This window comes from Pseudonocardia halophobica (genome assembly GCF_050948485.1).
GTDB lineage: Bacteria > Actinomycetota > Actinomycetes > Mycobacteriales > Pseudonocardiaceae > Pseudonocardia > Pseudonocardia halophobica.
The window spans coordinates 1632589-1650827 of the sequence record NZ_CP192046.1 but is presented as its reverse complement, the minus strand read 5'-3'; the positions used below and the strand labels follow the sequence as shown (position 1 = coordinate 1650827).

Below are 18239 nucleotides of genomic sequence, written 5' to 3'. Positions count from 1 at the left end.
ATGGTGTCACGCACACGCGCTGCCGCAGAACGCCGCATAGGCTCTCCGCATGAGCGGCCCCTCGGGTTCGAGCGCCAGCACCGCGCTCCTCACCGACATGTACGAGCTGACGATGGTCGCCGCGGCCCTGGCCGACGGCACCGCCGAGCGGCAGTGCGTGTTCGAGCTGTTCGCCCGGCGCCTGCCGGACGGCCGCCGCTACGGCGTCGTCGCGGGGACCGGCCGGGTGCTCGACGCGCTGCGCGACTTCCGCTTCGGCGACGCCGAGCTCGCGTCGCTGCAGGGCGCGCTCGACGAGCGCACCCTGAAGTGGCTGGCGGACTACCGCTTCGCCGGCGACGTCGACGGCTACCCCGAGGGCGAGCTCTACTTCCCCGGCTCCCCCATCCTCACCGTCACCGGGACCTTCGCCGACGCCGTCGTCCTCGAGACGCTCCTCCTGTCGATCCTCAACCACGACAGCGCGATCGCCTCCGCCGCCGCCCGCATGGTCACGGCGGCGGGCAACCGGCCGTTGATCGAGATGGGGTCGCGGCGCACGCACGAGGAGGCCGCGGTCGCCTCCGCCCGCGCGGCCTACCTCGCCGGGTTCGGCGCCACGTCGAACCTCGAGGCCGGGCGCCGGTACGGCGTCCCGACCGCCGGCACCGCCGCGCACGCCTGGGTCCTCCTGCACGACGACGAGTCGGCGGCCTTCCGCAGCCAGGTCGAGACCCTGGGCGTGAACACGACCCTGCTGGTCGACACCTACGACATCCGGCAGGGCATCGAGCGCGCGATCGAGGCCGCCGGTCCCGAGCTCGGCGCGGTCCGGATCGACTCCGGCGACCTGGGCGTCCTCACCCGGCAGGCGCGTGAACAGCTCGACGCCCTGGGCGCCACCGAGACGAAGATCGTCCTGTCCGGCGACCTGGACGAGTACGCCATCGCCTCGCTGCGGGCCGAGCCCGTGGACTCCTACGGCGTCGGCACGAGCCTGGTGACCGGGTCCGGCGCCCCGACCGCCGGGATGGTCTACAAGCTCGTCGAGGTCGACGGCCGGCCGGTCGCCAAGCGCTCCAGCAGCAAGGAGTCCCGCGGTGGGCGGAAGTCCGCACTGCGCCGGTACAAACCCACGGGCACCGCGGTCGAGGAGGTCGTGCACCCCGTCACCGTGCGGCCCGAGCACGGCCCGCACGACCGCGTCCTGCCGATCCCGATGGTCCGCGAGGGCGAGCCGGTCGCCGACCTGCCGAACCTCGAGGAGGGGCGCGAGCGGCTGCGGGCGGCCCTCGTCTCCGTGCCGTGGGAGGGCCTCAAGCTCTCCCGTGGCGAGCCCGCCATCCCGACCGTCTTCCCGGGGTCCTGAGAAGAACACCGAGAAGCACCGAGAAAGAGAACCGACAGCATGCGCGCGCTGATCGTCGTCGACGTCCAGAACGACTTCTGCGAGGGCGGCTCGCTGGGCGTGACCGGCGGGGCGGCCACCGCGGCCGCGATCTCCGAGTACGTCCGACAGGCCGACTACGACCACGTCGTCGCCACCCGGGACATGCACGTCGCGCCGGGCGGCCACTTCAGCGACACCCCGGACTTCATCGACACCTGGCCGGTGCACTGCGTCGCCGGCACGCCGGGCTCGAGCTTCCACCCCGCGCTCGACGTCGCCCGGATCGAGGCCGTGTTCGACAAGGGCCACCACGCCGCGGCCTACTCCGGGTTCGAGGGCTGCGAGCCGGGCCGGCTCACGCTGGTGGAGTGGCTGCGGGCGCACGACGTCGACTCCATCGACATCGCCGGGCTCGCCACCGACCACTGCGTGAAGGCCACCGCGCTCGACGCCCGTCGCGCCGGCCTCGACACCGGCGTCCTGCTGGAGCTGTGCGCGGGCGTGCTGCCCACGACCACCCGGCTGGCGCTGGTGGAGATGCGGGAGGCGGGAGTCGTGATCGCCTAGCGGCTCACGGCGTCCCGCGGCGCCAGGCCGTCGGGGTGACCCGGTGGGCGCTGCGGAAGCGGCGGACGAAGTAGCCCGCGTCCCGGTAGCCGATCCGCCGGGCGATGTCGGCGACGGTGAGGTCGGTGTCGGCCAGCAGCCGGCGCGCCTCCCGCATGCGCCGCTCGGTGATCCACTGCTGCACCGTGCGCCCGGTCGCCCGCCCGACGACCGTGGTCAGGTGCCCCGGCGTCAGCCCGACCGCGTCGGCGACGTCCCGCAGCGAGATGGCCTCGTGGTACCGGGTCTCGACGATCTCGAGCACCTCCGCGACGAGGGGATCGACGTCGAGCTCGTCCGGCAGGTCGATGCCGAGCCGCCCGAGCCGGACCAGCAGCAGGGTGAGGTGGGCGCGGGCGGCGTCGGCGTACCCGTCGCGGCGGCCGCGCAGCTCCGCGTCGAGGTCGGCGAGGTGGGCGAGCCAGGCCGCGCGGTCCTCGACCGGGACCCGCAGCCGTTGCCCGCCCCCGCGGTGGTTGCCGACGAACGGGGCGAGCAACGGGTGTCCGCGCCAGGAGACGAGCGGGGCGGCGGCTCCCGGGTCGACGGTGTCGGGCGGGAAGGAGACCGCCCAGACGTCGCCGTCGGGGTCCGGCCGCCCCGGTGTGACGACGGCGCCGGGCGCGATGACGAACACGTCGCCCGTGGCGATCGTCCGGGCGCGCCCGTCCACCCTCGCGACGAGGCTGCCGCACGCGACGTAGAGGAGCAGCAGGAAGTCGTGGGCGTGGGCCCCGCTGAACCGCGGCCCCTCGGACGGGTGGTCCCCGACCCAGTGCTGCACGGTGACCGCCGGGAGCCCGGGCCGGCGGACGTAGTCGAGCAGCGGGACGTCCTGCGCGGTCCGGCGCACGACCTCAGCCGAAGAACGTCCCCCTGCAGCCACACTTCGTCCCTTGTCCGCAGCTCATGTGGCATGGACGCTAGCAGGGAGCCACCGAACTTCGTACGACCCGGGAGTGCACCGTGCCGACAACCGAGACGCGGGACTACCTGCCCGCGATGATCAACCCCGCGTTCCTGCCCTTCTACGACCGCTTCGGCAAGCTCGCCGGGGTCGGCGACTCCTACTGGCAGCTCGTGGCGCAGGCCGCGATCGAGCCCGGCGCGACCGTGCTGGAGATCGGCTGCGGCACCGGGAACGTCCTGCTGCTGGCGAAGCGCGCGGTGCCCGGCGCGACGGTCATCGGGACCGATCCCGACGGCGAGGCGCTCGCCCTCGCCCGGCGGAAGGCCGAGCGGGCGGGCCTGGCCCTGCAGCTCGACGAGGCCTACGCCCAGTCGCTCCCGTACGGCGACGGGACCGTCGACCGGGTCCTGTCCTCGCTGATGCTCCACCACCTGCCCGAGGACGCGAAGGTGGGTGCGTTGCGCGAGGTCCGCCGGGTGCTCGCACCGGGCGGGAGCCTGCACCTGATGGACCTCGACCACGACCCGCGGGAGTCAGGGGGCGTGTTCGCCCTGGTGAACGGGCTGCACGGGCTCCTCCTCCGGCTGCGCGGAGGACACGACCACGGGGCCGGGCACGGCCACGGGCAGGGGCACGGTCACGCTCAGGGCCACGGTCACGGGCACGGCCCGTCGGTGCTCGACCTGCTCGCGCAGGCCGGCTTCACCGACGCGACGGCGGTGAGCCGGGGGCGCACCCGGCTCGGTGGGCTGACCTTCTACCGGGCGACCGCGTAGCTCAGCCGCGCATGCGGAACGGCTCGAACGCGGCGCGCAGGTCGACGTCCCGGCCCTCCGCGTCGACGGCCCGGACGGCGCCGGCGGCGTCGGCCAGCCCGACGCAGCGGTGCCCGTCGAAGAGCCCGCAGGCGTAGCGGACCTCGTGGTCGTCGAGCTCCAGGACGCCGACCCGCAGCTGATAGATGCCCGGGTAGTGCACCTGGTCGCGGTACTCGACGCGCAGCGAGCTCGGGGACAGCCCGTCGAGCGGCCCGCCGAGCGGGTAGCCGAGGACGTCGGTGTGCAGCTCGGCGAGGCCGTCGAGGTACCAGCCGGCGAGGGCCACGTTGTTCACGTGCCGGTTGGTGTCGATGTCGCCGAAGCGGGTCCGCACGTCGTAGCGGAACGGGTAGTTCTCACGGACGAGGCGCGACGCGTCGAATGCCCGGCGCCCGGTCGGGGCGGCCTCGGGCAGCACGAGGCCGGCGAGCGCGGTGCGCATCTCCTCGGGCAGCGGCGCGGGCCGGCCGCCCTCCACCCACACGCTGGTGGACTCGCCGGTGGCGACCAGCTCCGCGCCGGTGAAGACGCCGTAGCCGTAGCTGAACGACGAGCCGCCGACCCGGTTCACGGCCATGCCGACCCGGTAGTCGTCGGCGATGCGCAGCGGGGCGAGCACGTCGACGTCGATCGAGGCGAGGAGCTGCCCCGTCCCGGCCGGGCGGTTCCCGAACGTGCGCTCGGGGAAGGCCCGGTGCTCGGTGGTCACCCGGGCGTCCTCGAACCAGCGGACCAGCGCCTCCCGGCCGACGCGGCGGCTCGGGTCCAGGTCGCTGTAGCGCGGCGTCACCTCCAGCACCATGGGGTACCGGTCGGCCTCGGGTCGGATCTGCGTGGACGTCACCCGCCTCATGATGCCCACCTACCCCGGCGTGAGCTGCCGTAACGGAACGACGTCACGTGTGACCATCCCGACCTCGGCGCGGTTCCCCGCGCCCGACCGGGCCGGTTGGCGGGTCCTGTCGGTGCCGGCGGCTATCGTCGGGCGGTGCCCCTCGCCTCCGCCTCCCCGCCCGTCCGGTCCCAGGACCTGCCGGGTGTGGCCGAGCTGCTCGAGGTGGCCGTCACGGCCGTCGGCGGCACCCGCCGCGAGGGACAGGACGCGATGGCCCAGGCCGTGCGCAAGGCGCTGTCGAGCGGCGAGCACCTCGCCGTGCAGGCCGGCACCGGCACGGGCAAGTCGCTGGCCTACCTGGTGCCCGCGATCCGGCACGCGATGGCCCGCGACACCACCGTCGTGATCTCCACGGCCACCATCGCGCTGCAGCGCCAGCTGGTCGACCGGGACCTCCCCCGCCTCGCGAAGGCGCTCAAGCCCGCCCTCGGCCGCGAGCCCACGTTCGCGATCCTCAAGGGCCGGCGGAACTACCTGTGCCTCAACAAGCTCCACGGCGACGAGGAGACGGCCGACCCGGCCGAGGAGCAGCTGTTCGACGCGTTCGCGATCTCGGCCATGGGGCGCAACGTCAAGCGGCTGCACGACTGGGCGTCGGACACCGAGACCGGGGACCGGGACGAGCTGGTCCCCGGCGTGCCGGACAACGCCTGGCGCCAGGTCTCGGTCACCGCCCGGGAGTGCCTCGGCGTCTCGCGGTGCCCCGTCGGCGAGGACTGCTTCGCCGAGAAGGCGCGGGCGGAGGCCGGCCGGGCGGACGTCGTCGTCACCAACCACGCCCTCCTCGCGATCGACGCGATGGGCGAGGCCCAGGTCCTCCCGGAGCACGACGTCGTGGTGGTCGACGAGGCCCACGAGCTGGTCGACCGGGTCACCGGCGCCGCCACCGGTGAGCTCACGGCCGGCACGGTCGCCGCGGCGGCGCGGCGCTGCGGCAAGCTCGTCGACCAGACGCTGGCGGACCGGCTGGCCGAGGCGGGCGAGGGCCTCGGCATGGTGCTCGAGGACCTGCCCAACGGGCGCTGGGAGGCGATCCCACAGGCCGCCACCGGCGCGCTCACGGTGATCCGGGACGCGGCCGGCATGTGCCGGCAGGCACTGGGCGGCGAGCGCCGCGAGGACCCCGAGGGCGCCACCGGGCGCAAGCTCGCGCTCGCGCTGCTCGACGAGGTGTCCGAGTCCGTCGTGCGGGTGCTGAAGGCCTTCGAGGAGCCGGACCCCGCCAAGCGGTACGACGTCGTGTGGCTGGCCGAGCAGGGCCCGGACGGCGCCCGGCACAAGGTGCTGCGGGTGGCGCCGCTGTCCGTCGGCGGGTTGCTGCGGGAGCGGCTGTTCGGGCAGCGCACCACCGTGCTCACCAGCGCGACCCTGGCCCTGGGCGGCTCGTTCGACGCCCTGGCCCGGCAGTGGGGGCTGCCGCCGGAGAAGATCGTCTCGGCTCGTCCCGGGGGCGGGGTGGAGTCGGCGGGCGGGGACTCGGCGGACCCCGTCCGGGACCCGGACGCGCCGCGGTGGAAGGGCCTCGACGTCGGCTCGCCGTTCGCCCACGGGCGCAGCGGGATCCTCTACGTGGCCAAGCACCTGCCGCCCCCGGGGCGGGACGGGCTGGCGCCGGAGTACCTCGACGAGATCGCCGGGCTGGTGGAGGCCGCGGGCGGGCGCACGCTCGGGCTGTTCTCCTCGATGCGGGCCGCGAAGCAGGCCACCGAGGCGTTGCGCGGGCGGTTGTCCGTCCCGCTGCTCTGCCAGGGGGACGACTCCACGATGCTGCTGGTCAAGCGGTTCGCCGAGGACACCGAGACCTGCCTGTTCGGCACGCTGTCGCTGTGGCAGGGCGTCGACGTCCCGGGCCCCTCGCTGAGCTGCGTGATCATCGACCGGATCCCCTTCCCGCGTCCGGACGACCCGCTGGTCGCCGCGCGGCAGAAGGCGGCGGACTCCCGGGGCGGCAACGGCTTCCTCACGGTCTCCGCCACCCACGCCGCGCTGCTGCTCGCCCAGGGCGCCGGCCGGCTGCTGCGGGGAACCGACGACCGGGGGGTGGTCGCGATCCTGGACCCGCGGATCGCGACCGCCCGCTACGGCGGCTTCCTCCGCGCGTCGCTCCCGCCCTTCTGGCAGACCACCGACGCCGGGAAGGTCCGCGCCGCCCTCACCCGCCTCCGGGAGGCCTGACCGTCCCGACGAGCCGCGTGCGACCCGGTCGTCAGTCGGCAGCGGCGCAGGTGATGGTGCCGGGGTCGACCTCGGTGAAGCCCGCGTCCCGGACGCACACCACATCGTCCCGGGCCAGCACGGCCTCCCACAGCGCGGGATCGCGGCGCACGGCGAAGCGCGGTGCCCCGGACCACCCGCGCACCGCGCCGAGGATCATCGACGCGTGCCCGACCTGGGCGGCGGCCTTGCCGACCGTCATGTCCACGGCCGGGTTGATCACGATCAGCGGGGTGCCCCCGGGGACCGGGCCCGGCTCGTCCGCCGGCAGGTCCGTGCCGCCGATCTGCAGCCGCGACACGGCTTTGGGGACGTCGTCGACCGGGCCGGGCAGCAGGGCCCGGGCCTCGGCGCCGTCGACCTCGACCGTGACGCCGGGCAGCTCCTGCACCGCCGCCCAGTGCGCGCCGCGGGCCCGTCGCGCGATCTTGCGGATCCGGCCGTCGACCCAGGCTTGCAGCGGCTCGTGCCACTCCCCCTGCGCCCGCGGGTCCAGGCACACGGCGAGCGCAGCCTGTGCCGCCGCCTCGAGCAGCGCGGTCCGCGCGGGCAGCTCCCGCTCGATCCGCAGGATCACGGGCATCGCCCGGACCACGCCGTCGGCCTCCGGCGGGATCACCGCGGGCGCCCCGGAGTAGCGGGCCCCGAGCGGCGCGAGCACCGGCGGGTGGGGCTCGGCGGCGGTCATCGGCTCCTCGGGCTGCTCCGGCTGGGCGCTCACGCGATCGGCACCCGCCGCAGGACGCCCTCGGCGGCGTCGGCGCGCTCCACCTCGTCCCGCGTGATGCCCAGGACGAACAGCACGACGTCGAGGTAGGGCTGCGACAGCGCCGTGTCGGCGATCTCGCGCAGGGCGGGCTTGGCGTTGAACGCGATGCCCAGCCCGGCGGCGGAGAGCATGTCGATGTCGTTGGCGCCGTCGCCCACCGCGACGGTCTGCTCGACCGGGATCTCGTGCTCCGCGGCGAAGCGCCGCAACGCCTCCGCCTTGCCCGGCCGGTCGACGATCTCGCCGACCACGCGTCCGGTCAGCCGGCCGTCCTCGATCTCCAGCGTGTTGGCCGCGCAGAAGTCGAGACCCAGCTCGGCGACCAGGCCCTCGATGACCTGGGTGAACCCACCGGAGACGACGCCGGTGCGGAACCCGAGCCGCTTCAGCGTGCGGATCGTGGTGCGGGCGCCGGGCATGAGCTCCAGCTCGGCGGCCACCTCGTCGATGACCGACTCCGGCAGCCCCTTCAGCGTGGCGACGCGCGCCCGCAGGGACTGCGCGAAGTCCAGCTCACCGCGCATGGCGGCCTCGGTGACGCGCCGGACCTCGTCCTCGGCACCGGCCCGGGCGGCCAGCATCTCGATGACCTCGCCCTGCACGAGGGTGGAGTCGACGTCGAACACGATCAGGCGCTTGCTGCGCCGGGACAGCCCGACGCGCTCCACGGCGACGTCGACCCCGGCCTCGCGGGCCACCTCGACGAGCTTGGTGCGCAACGTGCCGTGCGGCTGCTCCGGATCGTCGGGGTTCGGCGAGACCTCCAGCTCCAGCCCCGTGACCGGGTAGTCCGCGACGCGGCGGATGGAGTCGATGTTCGCCCCGACGTCCGCCAGCGCCTGCGCGACCATCCCGAAGGCGCGCGCCGTGATCGGTCGCCCCAGCACGACGACCGCGTGCGTGGACCGCCGCCGCACCGAGCCGTCCGTGCCGATCGAGGTGTGGACCTGCATCCCGATGCTGTGCATGGCCGCCTCGACGGCCTCCTGCAGCTCCTCGGGATCGTGCGCGACGGCGACGAGGGCGCCGAGGGTGAGCCGGCCGCGGATCACGACCTGCTCGACGTCCAGCAGCTCGACCGCGTGCCGCGTGAGCACGGTGAACAGCACCGAGCTGACGCCGGGACGGTCGGGCCCGGTCACCGTCACGAGGACGGTCGACCGGGCCTGATCGTGCTGCGGCACTTACCGGGAGCGCGGGTCGTCGTCGGGCTGGGTCTCCCGCGAGACGCCCTGCGCGGCGATCTCGGACGGGGCGGGGTGCCCGCCGACGTGCGCCTCGGCCCGGGCCCGCTCCACCAGGTGCGGGTAGTGCAGCTCGAACGCCGGGCGCTCGGAGCGGATGCGCGGCAGCTCGGTGAAGTTGTGCCGCGGCGGCGGGCAGCTCGTGGCCCACTCCAGCGAGTTCCCGAAGCCCCACGGGTCGTCGACCGTGACCACGCGGCCGTACCGGTAGCTGCGGAACACGTTCCAGATGAACGGCAGCGTGGACGCCCCGAGGACGAACGCGCCGATCGAGGAGATCATGTTCAGCGTGGTGAAGCCGTCCGTGTCGAGGTAGTCGACGTAGCGGCGCGGCATGCCCTCGTTGCCCAGCCAGTGCTGGACGAGGAAGGTCATGTGGAAGCCGATGAACGTGGTCCAGAAGTGGAACTTGCCCAGCGTCTCGTCGAGCATCCGGCCGGTCATCTTCGGGAACCAGAAGTAGATGCCCGCGTAGGTCGCGAACACGATCGTCCCGAAGAGCACGTAGTGGAAGTGCGCCACCACGAAGTACGTGTCGGACACGTGGAAGTCGATCGGCGGGGAGGCCAGCAGCACGCCGGTCAGGCCGCCGAACAGGAACGTCGCGAGGAAACCGACGGAGAAGAGCATCGGCGTCTCGAACGTGAGCTTGCCCTTCCACATCGTGCCGATCCAGTTGACGAACTTGATGCCCGTCGGGATCGCGATGAGGAACGTGGTGAACGAGAAGAAGGCCAGCATCACCGCGCCGGTCGCGTACATGTGGTGCGCCCACACGGCGACGGACAGTGCCGCGATCGCGATCGTCGCGAAGACCAGCGTCTTGTAGCCGAAGATCGGCTTGCGGCTGAACACCGGGAAGATCTCGGACACGATGCCGAAGAACGGCAGCGCGACGATGTAGACCTCGGGGTGGCCGAAGAACCAGAACAGGTGCTGCCAGAGGATCACGCCGCCGTTGGCCGGGTCGAACACGTGGGCGCCGAGGTGGCGGTCCGCGGCGAGGCCGAACAGGGCCGCCGTGAGGACCGGGAACGCGATCAGGACCAGCAGCGACGTGATGAAGATGTTCCAGGTGAAGATCGGCATCCGGAACATCGTCATGCCGGGGGCGCGCATGCAGACGATCGTGGTCACGAAGTTGACGCCGCCGAGGATCGTGCCCAGACCACCGACCGCGAGACCCATGATCCACAGGTCGGCACCGGCGCCGGGCGAGCGGATCGCGTCGGACAGCGGCGTGTAGGCGAACCAGCCGAAGTCCGCGGCGCCGCCGGGGGTGAGGAACCCGGACAGCACGATCAGCCCGCCGAACAGGAACAGCCAGTAGGAGAAGGCGTTCAGCCGCGGGAACGCCACGTCCGGGGCGCCGATCTGCAGCGGCACGATGTAGTTCGCGAAGCCGAAGAGGATCGGCGTGGCGTAGAGCAGCAGCATGATCGTGCCGTGCATGGTGAACAGCTGGTTGTACTGCTCGCTCGACAGGAACTGCTGCCCGGGCCGCGCGAGCTCGCCACGGATCAGCAGCGCCATCGCCCCGCCGGCCATGAAGAAGCCGAACGACGTGACCATGTACAGGATCGAGATGTCCTTGGGGTCCGTCGTCCGGAGCATCTTCAGGAACGTGGAACCCTTACCCGTCCGACGCGCCGGGTACGGGCGCGTCGTGATCGGCTTGGGCGCGACGGCTGTCACTGTGCCTCCTGCACTGGACCTCGCTGAACCTCGCTGGCTCAAGGTGGTGGGCCAGGTCCGGACTCTATCTCCCGCCAACCGGACCGCACGCCCTCGGGCTGTGCCGAGGGGAGCGGGCACGGTTCGCACGGGCATTGTGCTCTACGCAGGGTAGAACGACCAACCGAGGGGGGCCAGGCAGGGGCACGGACCTCCCCCGTCGGTGGGGTGCGGGCCCGTCGGCCCTCGCCCGGGACGAAGCGACGCTCGCGATCGGGGCACGAGCCCGCCGGCGCCCGTCCGTGGCGCCCCGCCCGCACCGGACTGCCCGACCGTCGGTCGGGGCACGCCGCTCGGACCACGATCGGCCGCGCCGTGCCGCCCGACGGCCCGTCCGGCCACAATCCGCCCGTGACCTTGAACGCCGGGCCCGGCCTCGCGGTGGCCGCAGCCCTCGCGGTGCTGATCGCCGCGGCGATCGCCCTCCTCGCGCAGCTGGGGACGGCGCGGGCCGCCGTGCTGGCGTCGGTGCGCGCGGTCGCCCAGCTCGGCGCGGTGTCGCTGCTGATCGGCGTGGTGGTGCGGTCGCTGGGGACCAGCGCACTGTTCGTGCTGCTGATGGTCGCGGTTGCGGCCTTCACCTCCGCGCGCCGCCTCACCCGGCACCCGAGCGGCTGGTGGGTGGTGCTGCCGATCGTGGCCGGCCCGCTGCCCGTCGTCGCGCTGCTGGTGGCGGGTGGGGTCGTGCCGGCGACCGGGATCGCCGTGATCCCGACGGCGGGCATCCTCATCGGCGGCGCGATGACGGCGACCTCGTTGGCGGGCAGGCGGATGCGCGACGAGCTGATCGCGCGCCGGGGCGAGGTCGAGGCGGCCCTGTCCCTGGGGTTCCTCCCCCGCGACGCGAACGTGGAGATCGCCCGGCCGAGCGCGGCCCAGGCGCTGGTTCCCGCCCTCGACCAGACCCGGACCGTCGGGCTCGTCACGCTGCCGGGCGCCTACGTCGGCATGCTGCTCGGCGGCGCCTCCCCGGTCGAGGCCGGCGCGGTGCAGCTGCTGGTGCTGGTGCTGCTCCTGGCCGTCGAGACGGTGGCGGTGGCCCTCACCGTCGAACTGGTCTGCCGGGGCCTGGTGCGGACGTAGGCGCCCAACGCCCGCATCCCGTCGACGGCCTGTACCGCGCTCGAACGGGTGTGCCGGCACCGGCCGCGAGCCTGCGACGCCGATCCCCGCTCGGGAGCGCCATGGCGAACGCGACGCGCTCGACCCCAGCCTCACACCCGGCAGGGCGTCCCACAGGTCGTCGACGGGGTGCGACGGACCTTGCGGGTGTGCGACGCGCCTACGACGGGTGTGGGAGGACCGCCCGGGTGTGCCGAGTCCCACTGGTTGCGTCCGCGCCCCGAGCTGCCCGTTCCCCGTCCGCGACGGCTGAGCCGCGCAGCGGGAGCAGGTGCTCAGGGACGCATCGGCAGGAAGAGGTCCGTGAAGACCTCCGGCGCGGCGGCGGGGCTGGGCGGGTCGGTGACGATGTAGAACTCCGTGCCGAAGCCCATCGCGAAGATCGGGTCCGGCATGGCGAGCATGAAGTGCTCGGGCCCCATCTGGCTGGCGTGCACCCGCATCGAGGCGCGCTTCTGCTCCGCGAAGTCCACGGCCTCGACCCGGTGCGTGATCTCGGCCTCGGGCTTGCCGAAGGTGGGCGGCGGGATGGTCTCGTCGGGGGTGTCCCAGCCCTCGGGGATCTCGCCGGAGGCCTGCAGCCCGCGCATACCGCGCAGCAGCCAGTCCCGGTTGATCGTGTTCTGCGCGACGACCGGGACCCCGGCCAGCTCCGCCGCCCGCTTCCCCACCCGGTGGACCTGGATGTGGTCGGGGTGGCCGTAGCCGCCGTTGTCGTCGTAGGTGGTGAGGACGTCCGGCTCCTCCTCCTCGAGGATCACCGCCAGCCGCCGCGCCGCGTGGTCGACGCCCGCCTGCCAGAAGCAGTACGGGGCGTCGTTGGTCGGGTCGCCCATCATCCCGGAGTCGACGTAGCCCAGGAACTCCACGCGCGCGGCGCCGAGGACCTTGGCGGACTCGAAGCACTCCGCGGATCGCCGCACCGACAGCTGCTCGCCGTCGGCCAGCACGCCCGGGACGGGTTCGCCCAGCTCACCGCGGGTCGCGAAGACCAGCACCACGCGGTGCCCGGCCTTGGCTGCCTTGGCGAGGGTGCCCGCGGTGGTGATCGACTCGTCGTCGGGATGGGCCTGGAAACTGACGATGGTCCCCACGGCGCCGAACCCTACCCGCGCAGGTCACCGGGGGTCGTGAGTGCCTACCGCCCCTCTAGGGGCAGTAAGCACTCACGGGTCAGCAGAGGACGGCGGTCAGGGCCGGGGCGATGTCGGCCAGCCGCCGCACCGCCTGGTAGCTGCCGCCGCCCTTCGCCGCGAGGGCGCGGGCGGCCTTCTCGGCGTCCTCGTCCGGGAGCGGGCAGAGCACGTGCACCCGGTCGATGCCGCCGAGGGCGGTGAGCGGGTCGTCGCCCGAGGTGTGCAGGCAGTCCGACAGCAGCACGACCATCCGCTCGTCGGCGACCGCGCCCGCCAGCTGCACCGACGCCTCGCGCAGCGCCGCCGCCACGTCCGTGGTGCCGTGCCCGCGCAGCGCGACCAGCTCGCCGATCAGCTCGTCCGGCGGCCGGCGCACGCCCTGCCGCTGCAGGGTGCGCACCTGGGAGCCGAAGGCGAGCACGCCGGGCTCGAGCTTGCCCGAGCCCGACTCCGACGCCAGCACGACGCCTGCCGCGGACACCGCCGCCAGGGCCACGGCCAGCCCCTGCATCGACCCCGAGATGTCGACGACGAGCGACACCGCGCGCCGGTGCGCCGTCCACCCGCGGGTGACGATCTCGTCCGGCCGCGGCCGCCGGCTCGCCGTCGGCTGCCAGTTGTCGAGCGTGCGGTCCAGGTCGAGGTCGCCGTCGCCGCCCTTGGCCTGGGCGATCTTCCGGGTGCCCCGCGCCTTGGCCGGCCCGACCTTGCCGAGCTGGATGAAGACCCGGCCCGCGAGCTTGCGCGCCTGGGCCCGCAGCGTCGCGTCCGTGGCCACCGCGAGATCGGCGAGCAGTGCGGCGGCCTGCTCGGGGTTCTCGGCGAGCGCCGAGTCGAACGCCGCCTCGTCGAGCTGGCCGACCTCCGGCGAGATCTCCTCGAAACGCTCGTGCCGGGAGCCCAGCTCGCCGCGGCCCATCGTGCGCTGGCCCCGGCTGTTCTGCGGCTTGTCCCGCCCGGACTGGCCCCCCGATCCCGGAGGAGGGGGGCCGTCAGCTTTTCCCGGGTCGGACTCCTCCCGGTCGGTCGGCTCGGGCGCGTCCTCCGGCCAGAGCCGCTCCAGCAGCTCGTCGATCACCGACTCCGGGGTGCGGTCCAGCCCGTCGGCGACCTTGATCCGGCCGGACAGGGCGGCGTGCGCGGCATCGCGCGCGGTCTCGCGGGCCGGCTTGTCCTCGCCGCGCAGCTGCGCGAGCCCGGTGAGCACGTGCGCGAGGTCGATCGCCCCGCGGACGGACGAGCCCATCCGCAGGTCCCGGTGCTCGCGGGTGGCCCGGGTGAGCCCGACGGACAGCTCGTTCACCCAGCCGTCCACCCCGCTCACCGAGGTCGTGATCGCCCGCTCGGCGTCCTCGGACTGGTAGCCGAGCACCACCCGGCACATACGGTCGGCGATGGCCTGGCTGACGCGGGCGGTCCCGATGGCGTCGAACGGGTTCATGGCGGCGATCAGCCGGAAGCCCGGCCCCGCCGTGACCGTGCCGAGCCGCGGCACCGCGATCTCACCCTCCGTGAGGACGGTGATCAGGACGTTGAGCGTCTCCTCGGGGACCCGGTTGAGCTCCTCGAGGTAGAGCAGCCCGCCCTCGCGCATGGCGGTGAGCAGCGGGCCGTCGACGAAGCTCGCCGGCAGGTAACCCTCGTTGAGCACCTGGGCCGGGTCGAAGGAGCCGATCAGGCGGGCCGGCGTGAGCTCGGCGTTGCCCTCCACGAACACGACGTGCTGCCCGGCCTCGCGCGCGATCGACCGCAGCAGGGTGGACTTGCCCGTGCCGGGCGGCCCTTCGAGCACGACGTGCCGGCCGGTCGCCAGGGCGACGGTCAGCACCTCCCGCTCACGACGGAGTCCGACGACGGGCGTCGGCGGGGCAGTCGTCACGCGTACCTCCTCTGAGGGGGACGGGCACCTGCGCCGGGCCCCCAGGTCATTGGTAGCAAATCGAACGTCCGCACGGGAGAGGTGATCTTCTACGCGTCGTTGACGGCGCGTGGTCTCGCTGTAGAGTTCGACCACCCGAACAGGCACAGGAGCCCGGTTCATGAGCGAACTCTTCAACGCTGCGGAGTACCTGACCGAAAGCCGGGTGTCGGCGGGCGACGGCGACCGCACCGCGGTCCACCACCCACGGGGCACCCTCACCTACTCGGAGCTCGCCGCGGAGGTCCGCCGGGTCGCCGGTGGACTGGCCGGGATCGGCGTGCGCCCCGAGGAGCGGGTCGTGCTCTGCATGGCCGACGACGTCGAGCTGTTCACCGGCATCCTCGCCACCATGTACCTCGGCGCGGTCGCCGTGCCGTGCTCCACGATGCTCACCGGCGCCGAGCTGGGCTCGCTCGTCGTCGACTCCCGTGCCCGCGTGCTGATCGGGAGCCACCAGTTCACCGAGGCCGTGCACAGCGCCGCGGCCAGCGCGCCGGACCTGCGCCAGCTCGTCCTCGCCGGCGCCGACCCGGTCGCGCCCGCGCCCGGCGTCACCGCCCTGACCTGGGAGCAGATGCTCGCCGCCGGCGCGCCGCTCGAGGCCGCGTACCCCACCTGGGACGAGTCGCCCGCCCTGTGGCTCTACACGTCCGGCACCACCGGCAAGCCCAAGGGCGCCATGCACCGGCACGCCGACATCCGCTACGTCGCCGAGACCTACGGGCAGCAGGTCCTCGGCATCCGGCCGGACGACGTGTGCCTGTCCGTCGCGAAGCTCTTCTTCGCGTACGGCATCGGCAACTCGATGTTCTTCCCGCTGTCGGTCGGCGCCTCGGCGGTGCTGCAGCCCGCCCGTCCGACCCCGGACCTCATCGCGGGCGACGCGCGGGAGTACGGCGCCACGCTGCTGTTCGGCGTCCCCAGCTTCTGGGGGCCGCTGCTGGCCAGCGGCGTGCCCGACGACGCCCTCGCCGGCGTCCGGCAGGGCGTCTCGGCCGGCGAGACCCTGCCCGCCCGTATGTTCACCGGCATCCGGGACCGTTTCGGCGTCGAGATCCTCGACGGCATCGGCTCCACCGAGGCGCTGCACATCTTCATCTCGAACCGGCCGGGCGCCGTCGTCCCGGGCAGTTCGGGCTTCCCGGTGCCCGGCTACGAGATCGAGCTGCGCCGCACGGACGGCTCGGTGATCTCCGGGACCGGCGAGTCCGGCATGCTGTGGATCTCCGGCGACTCGATCTGCACCGGGTACTGGTGCCGCACCGCCGTGAACCGGCAGGTGTTCCAGGGCGAGTGGATGCGCACCGGGGACCAGTACGTGCGCAACGACGACGGCAGCCTCACCTGCCTCGGCCGCACGGACGACGTGCTCAAGGTCGGCGGGATCTGGGTCGCGCCGGCCGAGGTGGAGTCCCGGCTGCTGGAGCACCCGGCGCTGGCCGAGGCGGTCGTCGTCGGGATCCCGGACGCCGACGGCCTGGACAAGCCCGTCGCCTACGTCGTGCCGCGGGCGGGCGCGGTGGTCGACCCGGACGAGGTGGTGGCCTTCTGCAGGGCGGGCCTGGCCTCGTTCAAGCGACCGCGCTCGGTGATCGTGGTCGAGGAGCTGCCGAAGACCGCGACCGGGAAGGTGCAGCGCTACCGCCTGCGGCAGAACCACCCCGTCACGGCGTAGCGCCCCGCACAGCGTCGGCGCCCGCACAGGATGCGGGCGCCGATCGTCGGTGTCACGCCCTGCGGCGCACGGCGACGGCGAGCAGCACGCACCCGACGCCGAGCAGCACACCGTGCGCGATCCGCAGCGCCGGCGACAGGAAGAACTGCGGCAGGAACAGCACCATCGCCAGTGCGAACGGCAGGGCCGGGGCCCGACCGCGCACCGCGACCAGTACCGCGGCCACGGCGAACAGGAGCAGCCCGACCCCGAACACGCTGAGCTGCACGGGTCCGTTGCGGACCGCGTCGGCGGTCGCGGCCAGGGCCTCGCCGGAGCTGCGCAGGCCGAACGCGTGCAGGGCGAACGCCTCTGCCCCGTAGTACGGCAGGACGAGTCCCGCCCCGATCCACCACACCGTCGCCGCGGCCCGGGACAGCGGCCGGATACCGAGGCCGACCAGTACGAACCCCGCCACGGCGGCGAGGTGCGACGCGAGCCACGCGGGCGAGGCGAACGCGCCGGCCATCCCGTCGACCGTGGCGTCGCCCCAGGGCCGGAGGGCCGGGTAGGCGACGAAGAGCGCGCCCGCGGCGACCAGGCCGGCGCCCGTGTACGCGCTCCGGGTGGCCGTAGGGCGGACCGTGGGAACGGCGAGCGTCGTCGACATCAGATCTCCCTTCGTGAGCGATGCTCATAGAATGGAGCGGTAGTCGCAACGCGTCATGAGCACTGCTCTCAGTTAGTGCTCAGTAGAACTCGACGGTGTCGACGACGTTGCGCAGCGGGCGGCCGTCGAGCAGCCGGGAGGCGTTGTCCGCGAACAGCTCCGCGATCCGGCGGTCCTCCTGCGGGTCGAGGGTTGCGGTGTGCGGGCTGATCAGGACGTTCTCGAGGTCCCACAGCGGGCTGGCGGGGTCGAGCGGCTCCTCCGCCACCACGTCGAGCGCGGCGAACCCGATCCGCCCGTCGCGCAGCGCCTCGACCAGGGCGGGCTCGTCGATCACCGTGCCGCGCCCGACGTTGACCAGTGTGCAGCCCGGCCGGACCGCCGCCAGCACGGCGGGGCCGATCAGGTGCTCGGTCGCGGCCGTGGCGGGCAGCGTCACGACGATCCCGTCGACCCGCCCGACGACCGAGGCGAGGTCATCGGGGTGCACCACCTCGTCGACGCCCTCGGGCGGCGGCCCCGGCCGGCGCGCGGTCCCGATCACGCGGCAGCCGAAGGCCCGCAGCCGTCGCACCACCTCGCGACCGATCCCGCCGAGGCCCACCACGAGGACGGTCCGGTCGGCGAGCTGCCCCATGAACCACCGCGGGCCCCACTCGTGCGCGCGTTGCCGGGCCTGCAGCCGCGGCAGGGTCTTGGCCCCCGCGAGCAGGCCGAACACGGCGAACTCGGCGAGCGGGCCGCCGTGCACGCCCGCCGTCGTCGTGAAGACGACCCGGTCCAGCTGCGCCGCGGTGAGACCCGCGGCGCGGACCGTGGCCCCTCCCCCGGCGGCCATGGTCTGCACCCAGCGCAGCCCCGGGTTGGCCGCGACGGTCCGGGCGAGCGCGGCGGCGTCGTGCTCGCCGGGGATGCCGTAGAGGGCGTCGGCGGAGTCGAGCAACTCCTCGAACCGCCGCTGCTGCACGGGGGTGCGTCGCCAGTCCGGGTCGCCGGTGTGGTCGGACGGCCAGCGCATGGGCGGCAGCAGCCCGTGCTCGCGGACCAGGGTCAGGCGGGGTTCCCGCTCCTCGACGAGGCGGCAGAGGTCCTCGTCGAGCGGGGTGGCCAGGACGACGCGCACGTCCCCGACCCTGCCGGACGGCGGATTGACCACACGCCACCGGCCCTCGACGAT

General features: G+C 73.7%; 15 protein-coding genes. 6 read left to right on the top strand and 9 right to left on the bottom strand.

Annotated elements, in window-relative coordinates; translation table 11 throughout:
- Positions 1-49 precede the first annotated feature (49 nt).
- Both ACQP04_RS07990 and ACQP04_RS07985 read left to right on the top strand, forming a co-directional pair.
- Complete coding sequence (locus ACQP04_RS07990) at positions 50-1348, top strand: nicotinate phosphoribosyltransferase (RefSeq protein ID WP_433506420.1); 1299 nt, start codon at positions 50-52, stop codon at positions 1346-1348.
- Positions 1349-1387: 39 nt separating this feature from the next.
- Positions 1388-1936, top strand: a complete 549-nt coding sequence (locus tag ACQP04_RS07985; protein ID WP_433506419.1) for an isochorismatase family protein — start codon at positions 1388-1390, stop codon at positions 1934-1936.
- 4 nt (positions 1937-1940) lie between these two features.
- On the opposite strand, the gene ACQP04_RS07980 is transcribed toward ACQP04_RS07985, so the two are convergent.
- Positions 1941-2828, bottom strand: a complete 888-nt coding sequence (locus ACQP04_RS07980) for an AraC family transcriptional regulator (protein ID WP_433506418.1) — start codon at positions 2826-2828, stop codon at positions 1941-1943.
- A 113-nt stretch (positions 2829-2941) separates the two neighbouring features.
- Between ACQP04_RS07980 and ACQP04_RS07975 the strand changes: the two genes are divergently transcribed.
- The gene (locus ACQP04_RS07975; RefSeq protein ID WP_433506417.1) at positions 2942-3661 is read left to right on the top strand and encodes a class I SAM-dependent methyltransferase; all 720 of its coding nucleotides are present in this window, start codon (positions 2942-2944) and stop codon (positions 3659-3661) included.
- A 1-nt stretch (position 3662) separates the two neighbouring features.
- On the opposite strand, the gene ACQP04_RS07970 is transcribed toward ACQP04_RS07975, so the two are convergent.
- Complete coding sequence (locus ACQP04_RS07970) at positions 3663-4547, bottom strand: acyl-CoA thioesterase (protein ID WP_433506416.1); 885 nt, start codon at positions 4545-4547, stop codon at positions 3663-3665.
- 144 nt (positions 4548-4691) lie between these two features.
- Here ACQP04_RS07970 and ACQP04_RS07965 point away from each other — a divergent pair, with 144 nt between their 5' ends.
- Positions 4692-6773 carry an ATP-dependent DNA helicase gene (locus tag ACQP04_RS07965; protein WP_433506415.1) on the top strand — a complete coding sequence of 694 codons (2082 nt, stop codon included), beginning with the start codon at positions 4692-4694 and terminating at the stop codon, positions 6771-6773.
- A 31-nt stretch (positions 6774-6804) separates the two neighbouring features.
- On the opposite strand, the gene ACQP04_RS07960 is transcribed toward ACQP04_RS07965, so the two are convergent.
- The 3 genes from ACQP04_RS07960 to ctaD are packed head-to-tail and all read right to left on the bottom strand — an operon-like array spanning position 6805 to position 10520.
- The gene (locus ACQP04_RS07960; RefSeq protein WP_433508328.1) at positions 6805-7500 is read right to left on the bottom strand and encodes a peptidyl-tRNA hydrolase; all 696 of its coding nucleotides are present in this window, start codon (positions 7498-7500) and stop codon (positions 6805-6807) included.
- A 29-nt stretch (positions 7501-7529) separates the two neighbouring features.
- The gene (gene serB / locus ACQP04_RS07955) at positions 7530-8723 is read right to left on the bottom strand and encodes a phosphoserine phosphatase SerB (protein WP_433506414.1); all 1194 of its coding nucleotides are present in this window, start codon (positions 8721-8723) and stop codon (positions 7530-7532) included.
- Between the two features lie 42 nt (positions 8724-8765).
- Positions 8766-10520 carry an aa3-type cytochrome oxidase subunit I gene (gene ctaD, locus ACQP04_RS07950; protein WP_433506413.1) on the bottom strand — a complete coding sequence of 585 codons (1755 nt, stop codon included), beginning with the start codon at positions 10518-10520 and terminating at the stop codon, positions 8766-8768.
- Between the two features lie 390 nt (positions 10521-10910).
- On the opposite strand from ctaD, the gene ACQP04_RS07945 reads away from it, so the two are divergent.
- Positions 10911-11642: an ABC transporter permease gene (locus tag ACQP04_RS07945; RefSeq protein ID WP_433506412.1), complete on the top strand. Its 732-nt coding sequence runs from the start codon at positions 10911-10913 to the stop codon at positions 11640-11642.
- Positions 11643-11956: 314 nt separating this feature from the next.
- Here ACQP04_RS07945 and ACQP04_RS07940 read toward each other — a convergent pair whose 3' ends face one another.
- Together ACQP04_RS07940 and ACQP04_RS07935 are read right to left on the bottom strand one after the other, a co-directional pair.
- The gene (locus ACQP04_RS07940) at positions 11957-12775 is read right to left on the bottom strand and encodes a PIG-L family deacetylase (RefSeq protein ID WP_433506411.1); all 819 of its coding nucleotides are present in this window, start codon (positions 12773-12775) and stop codon (positions 11957-11959) included.
- Positions 12776-12854: 79 nt separating this feature from the next.
- Positions 12855-14696, bottom strand: coding sequence for an AAA family ATPase (locus ACQP04_RS07935; protein ID WP_433506410.1), 1842 nt, complete (start codon positions 14694-14696; stop codon positions 12855-12857).
- Between the two features lie 160 nt (positions 14697-14856).
- Here ACQP04_RS07935 and ACQP04_RS07930 point away from each other — a divergent pair, with 160 nt between their 5' ends.
- The gene (locus ACQP04_RS07930) at positions 14857-16413 is read left to right on the top strand and encodes a benzoate-CoA ligase family protein (RefSeq protein WP_433506409.1); all 1557 of its coding nucleotides are present in this window, start codon (positions 14857-14859) and stop codon (positions 16411-16413) included.
- Between the two features lie 52 nt (positions 16414-16465).
- On the opposite strand, the gene ACQP04_RS07925 is transcribed toward ACQP04_RS07930, so the two are convergent.
- Positions 16466-17062, bottom strand: coding sequence for a hypothetical protein (locus tag ACQP04_RS07925; protein ID WP_433506408.1), 597 nt, complete (start codon positions 17060-17062; stop codon positions 16466-16468).
- A gap of 79 nt (positions 17063-17141) precedes the next feature.
- Positions 17142-18185, bottom strand: coding sequence for a D-2-hydroxyacid dehydrogenase (locus ACQP04_RS07920; protein WP_433506407.1), 1044 nt, complete (start codon positions 18183-18185; stop codon positions 17142-17144).
- Between the last annotated feature and the right edge of the window lie 54 nt (positions 18186-18239).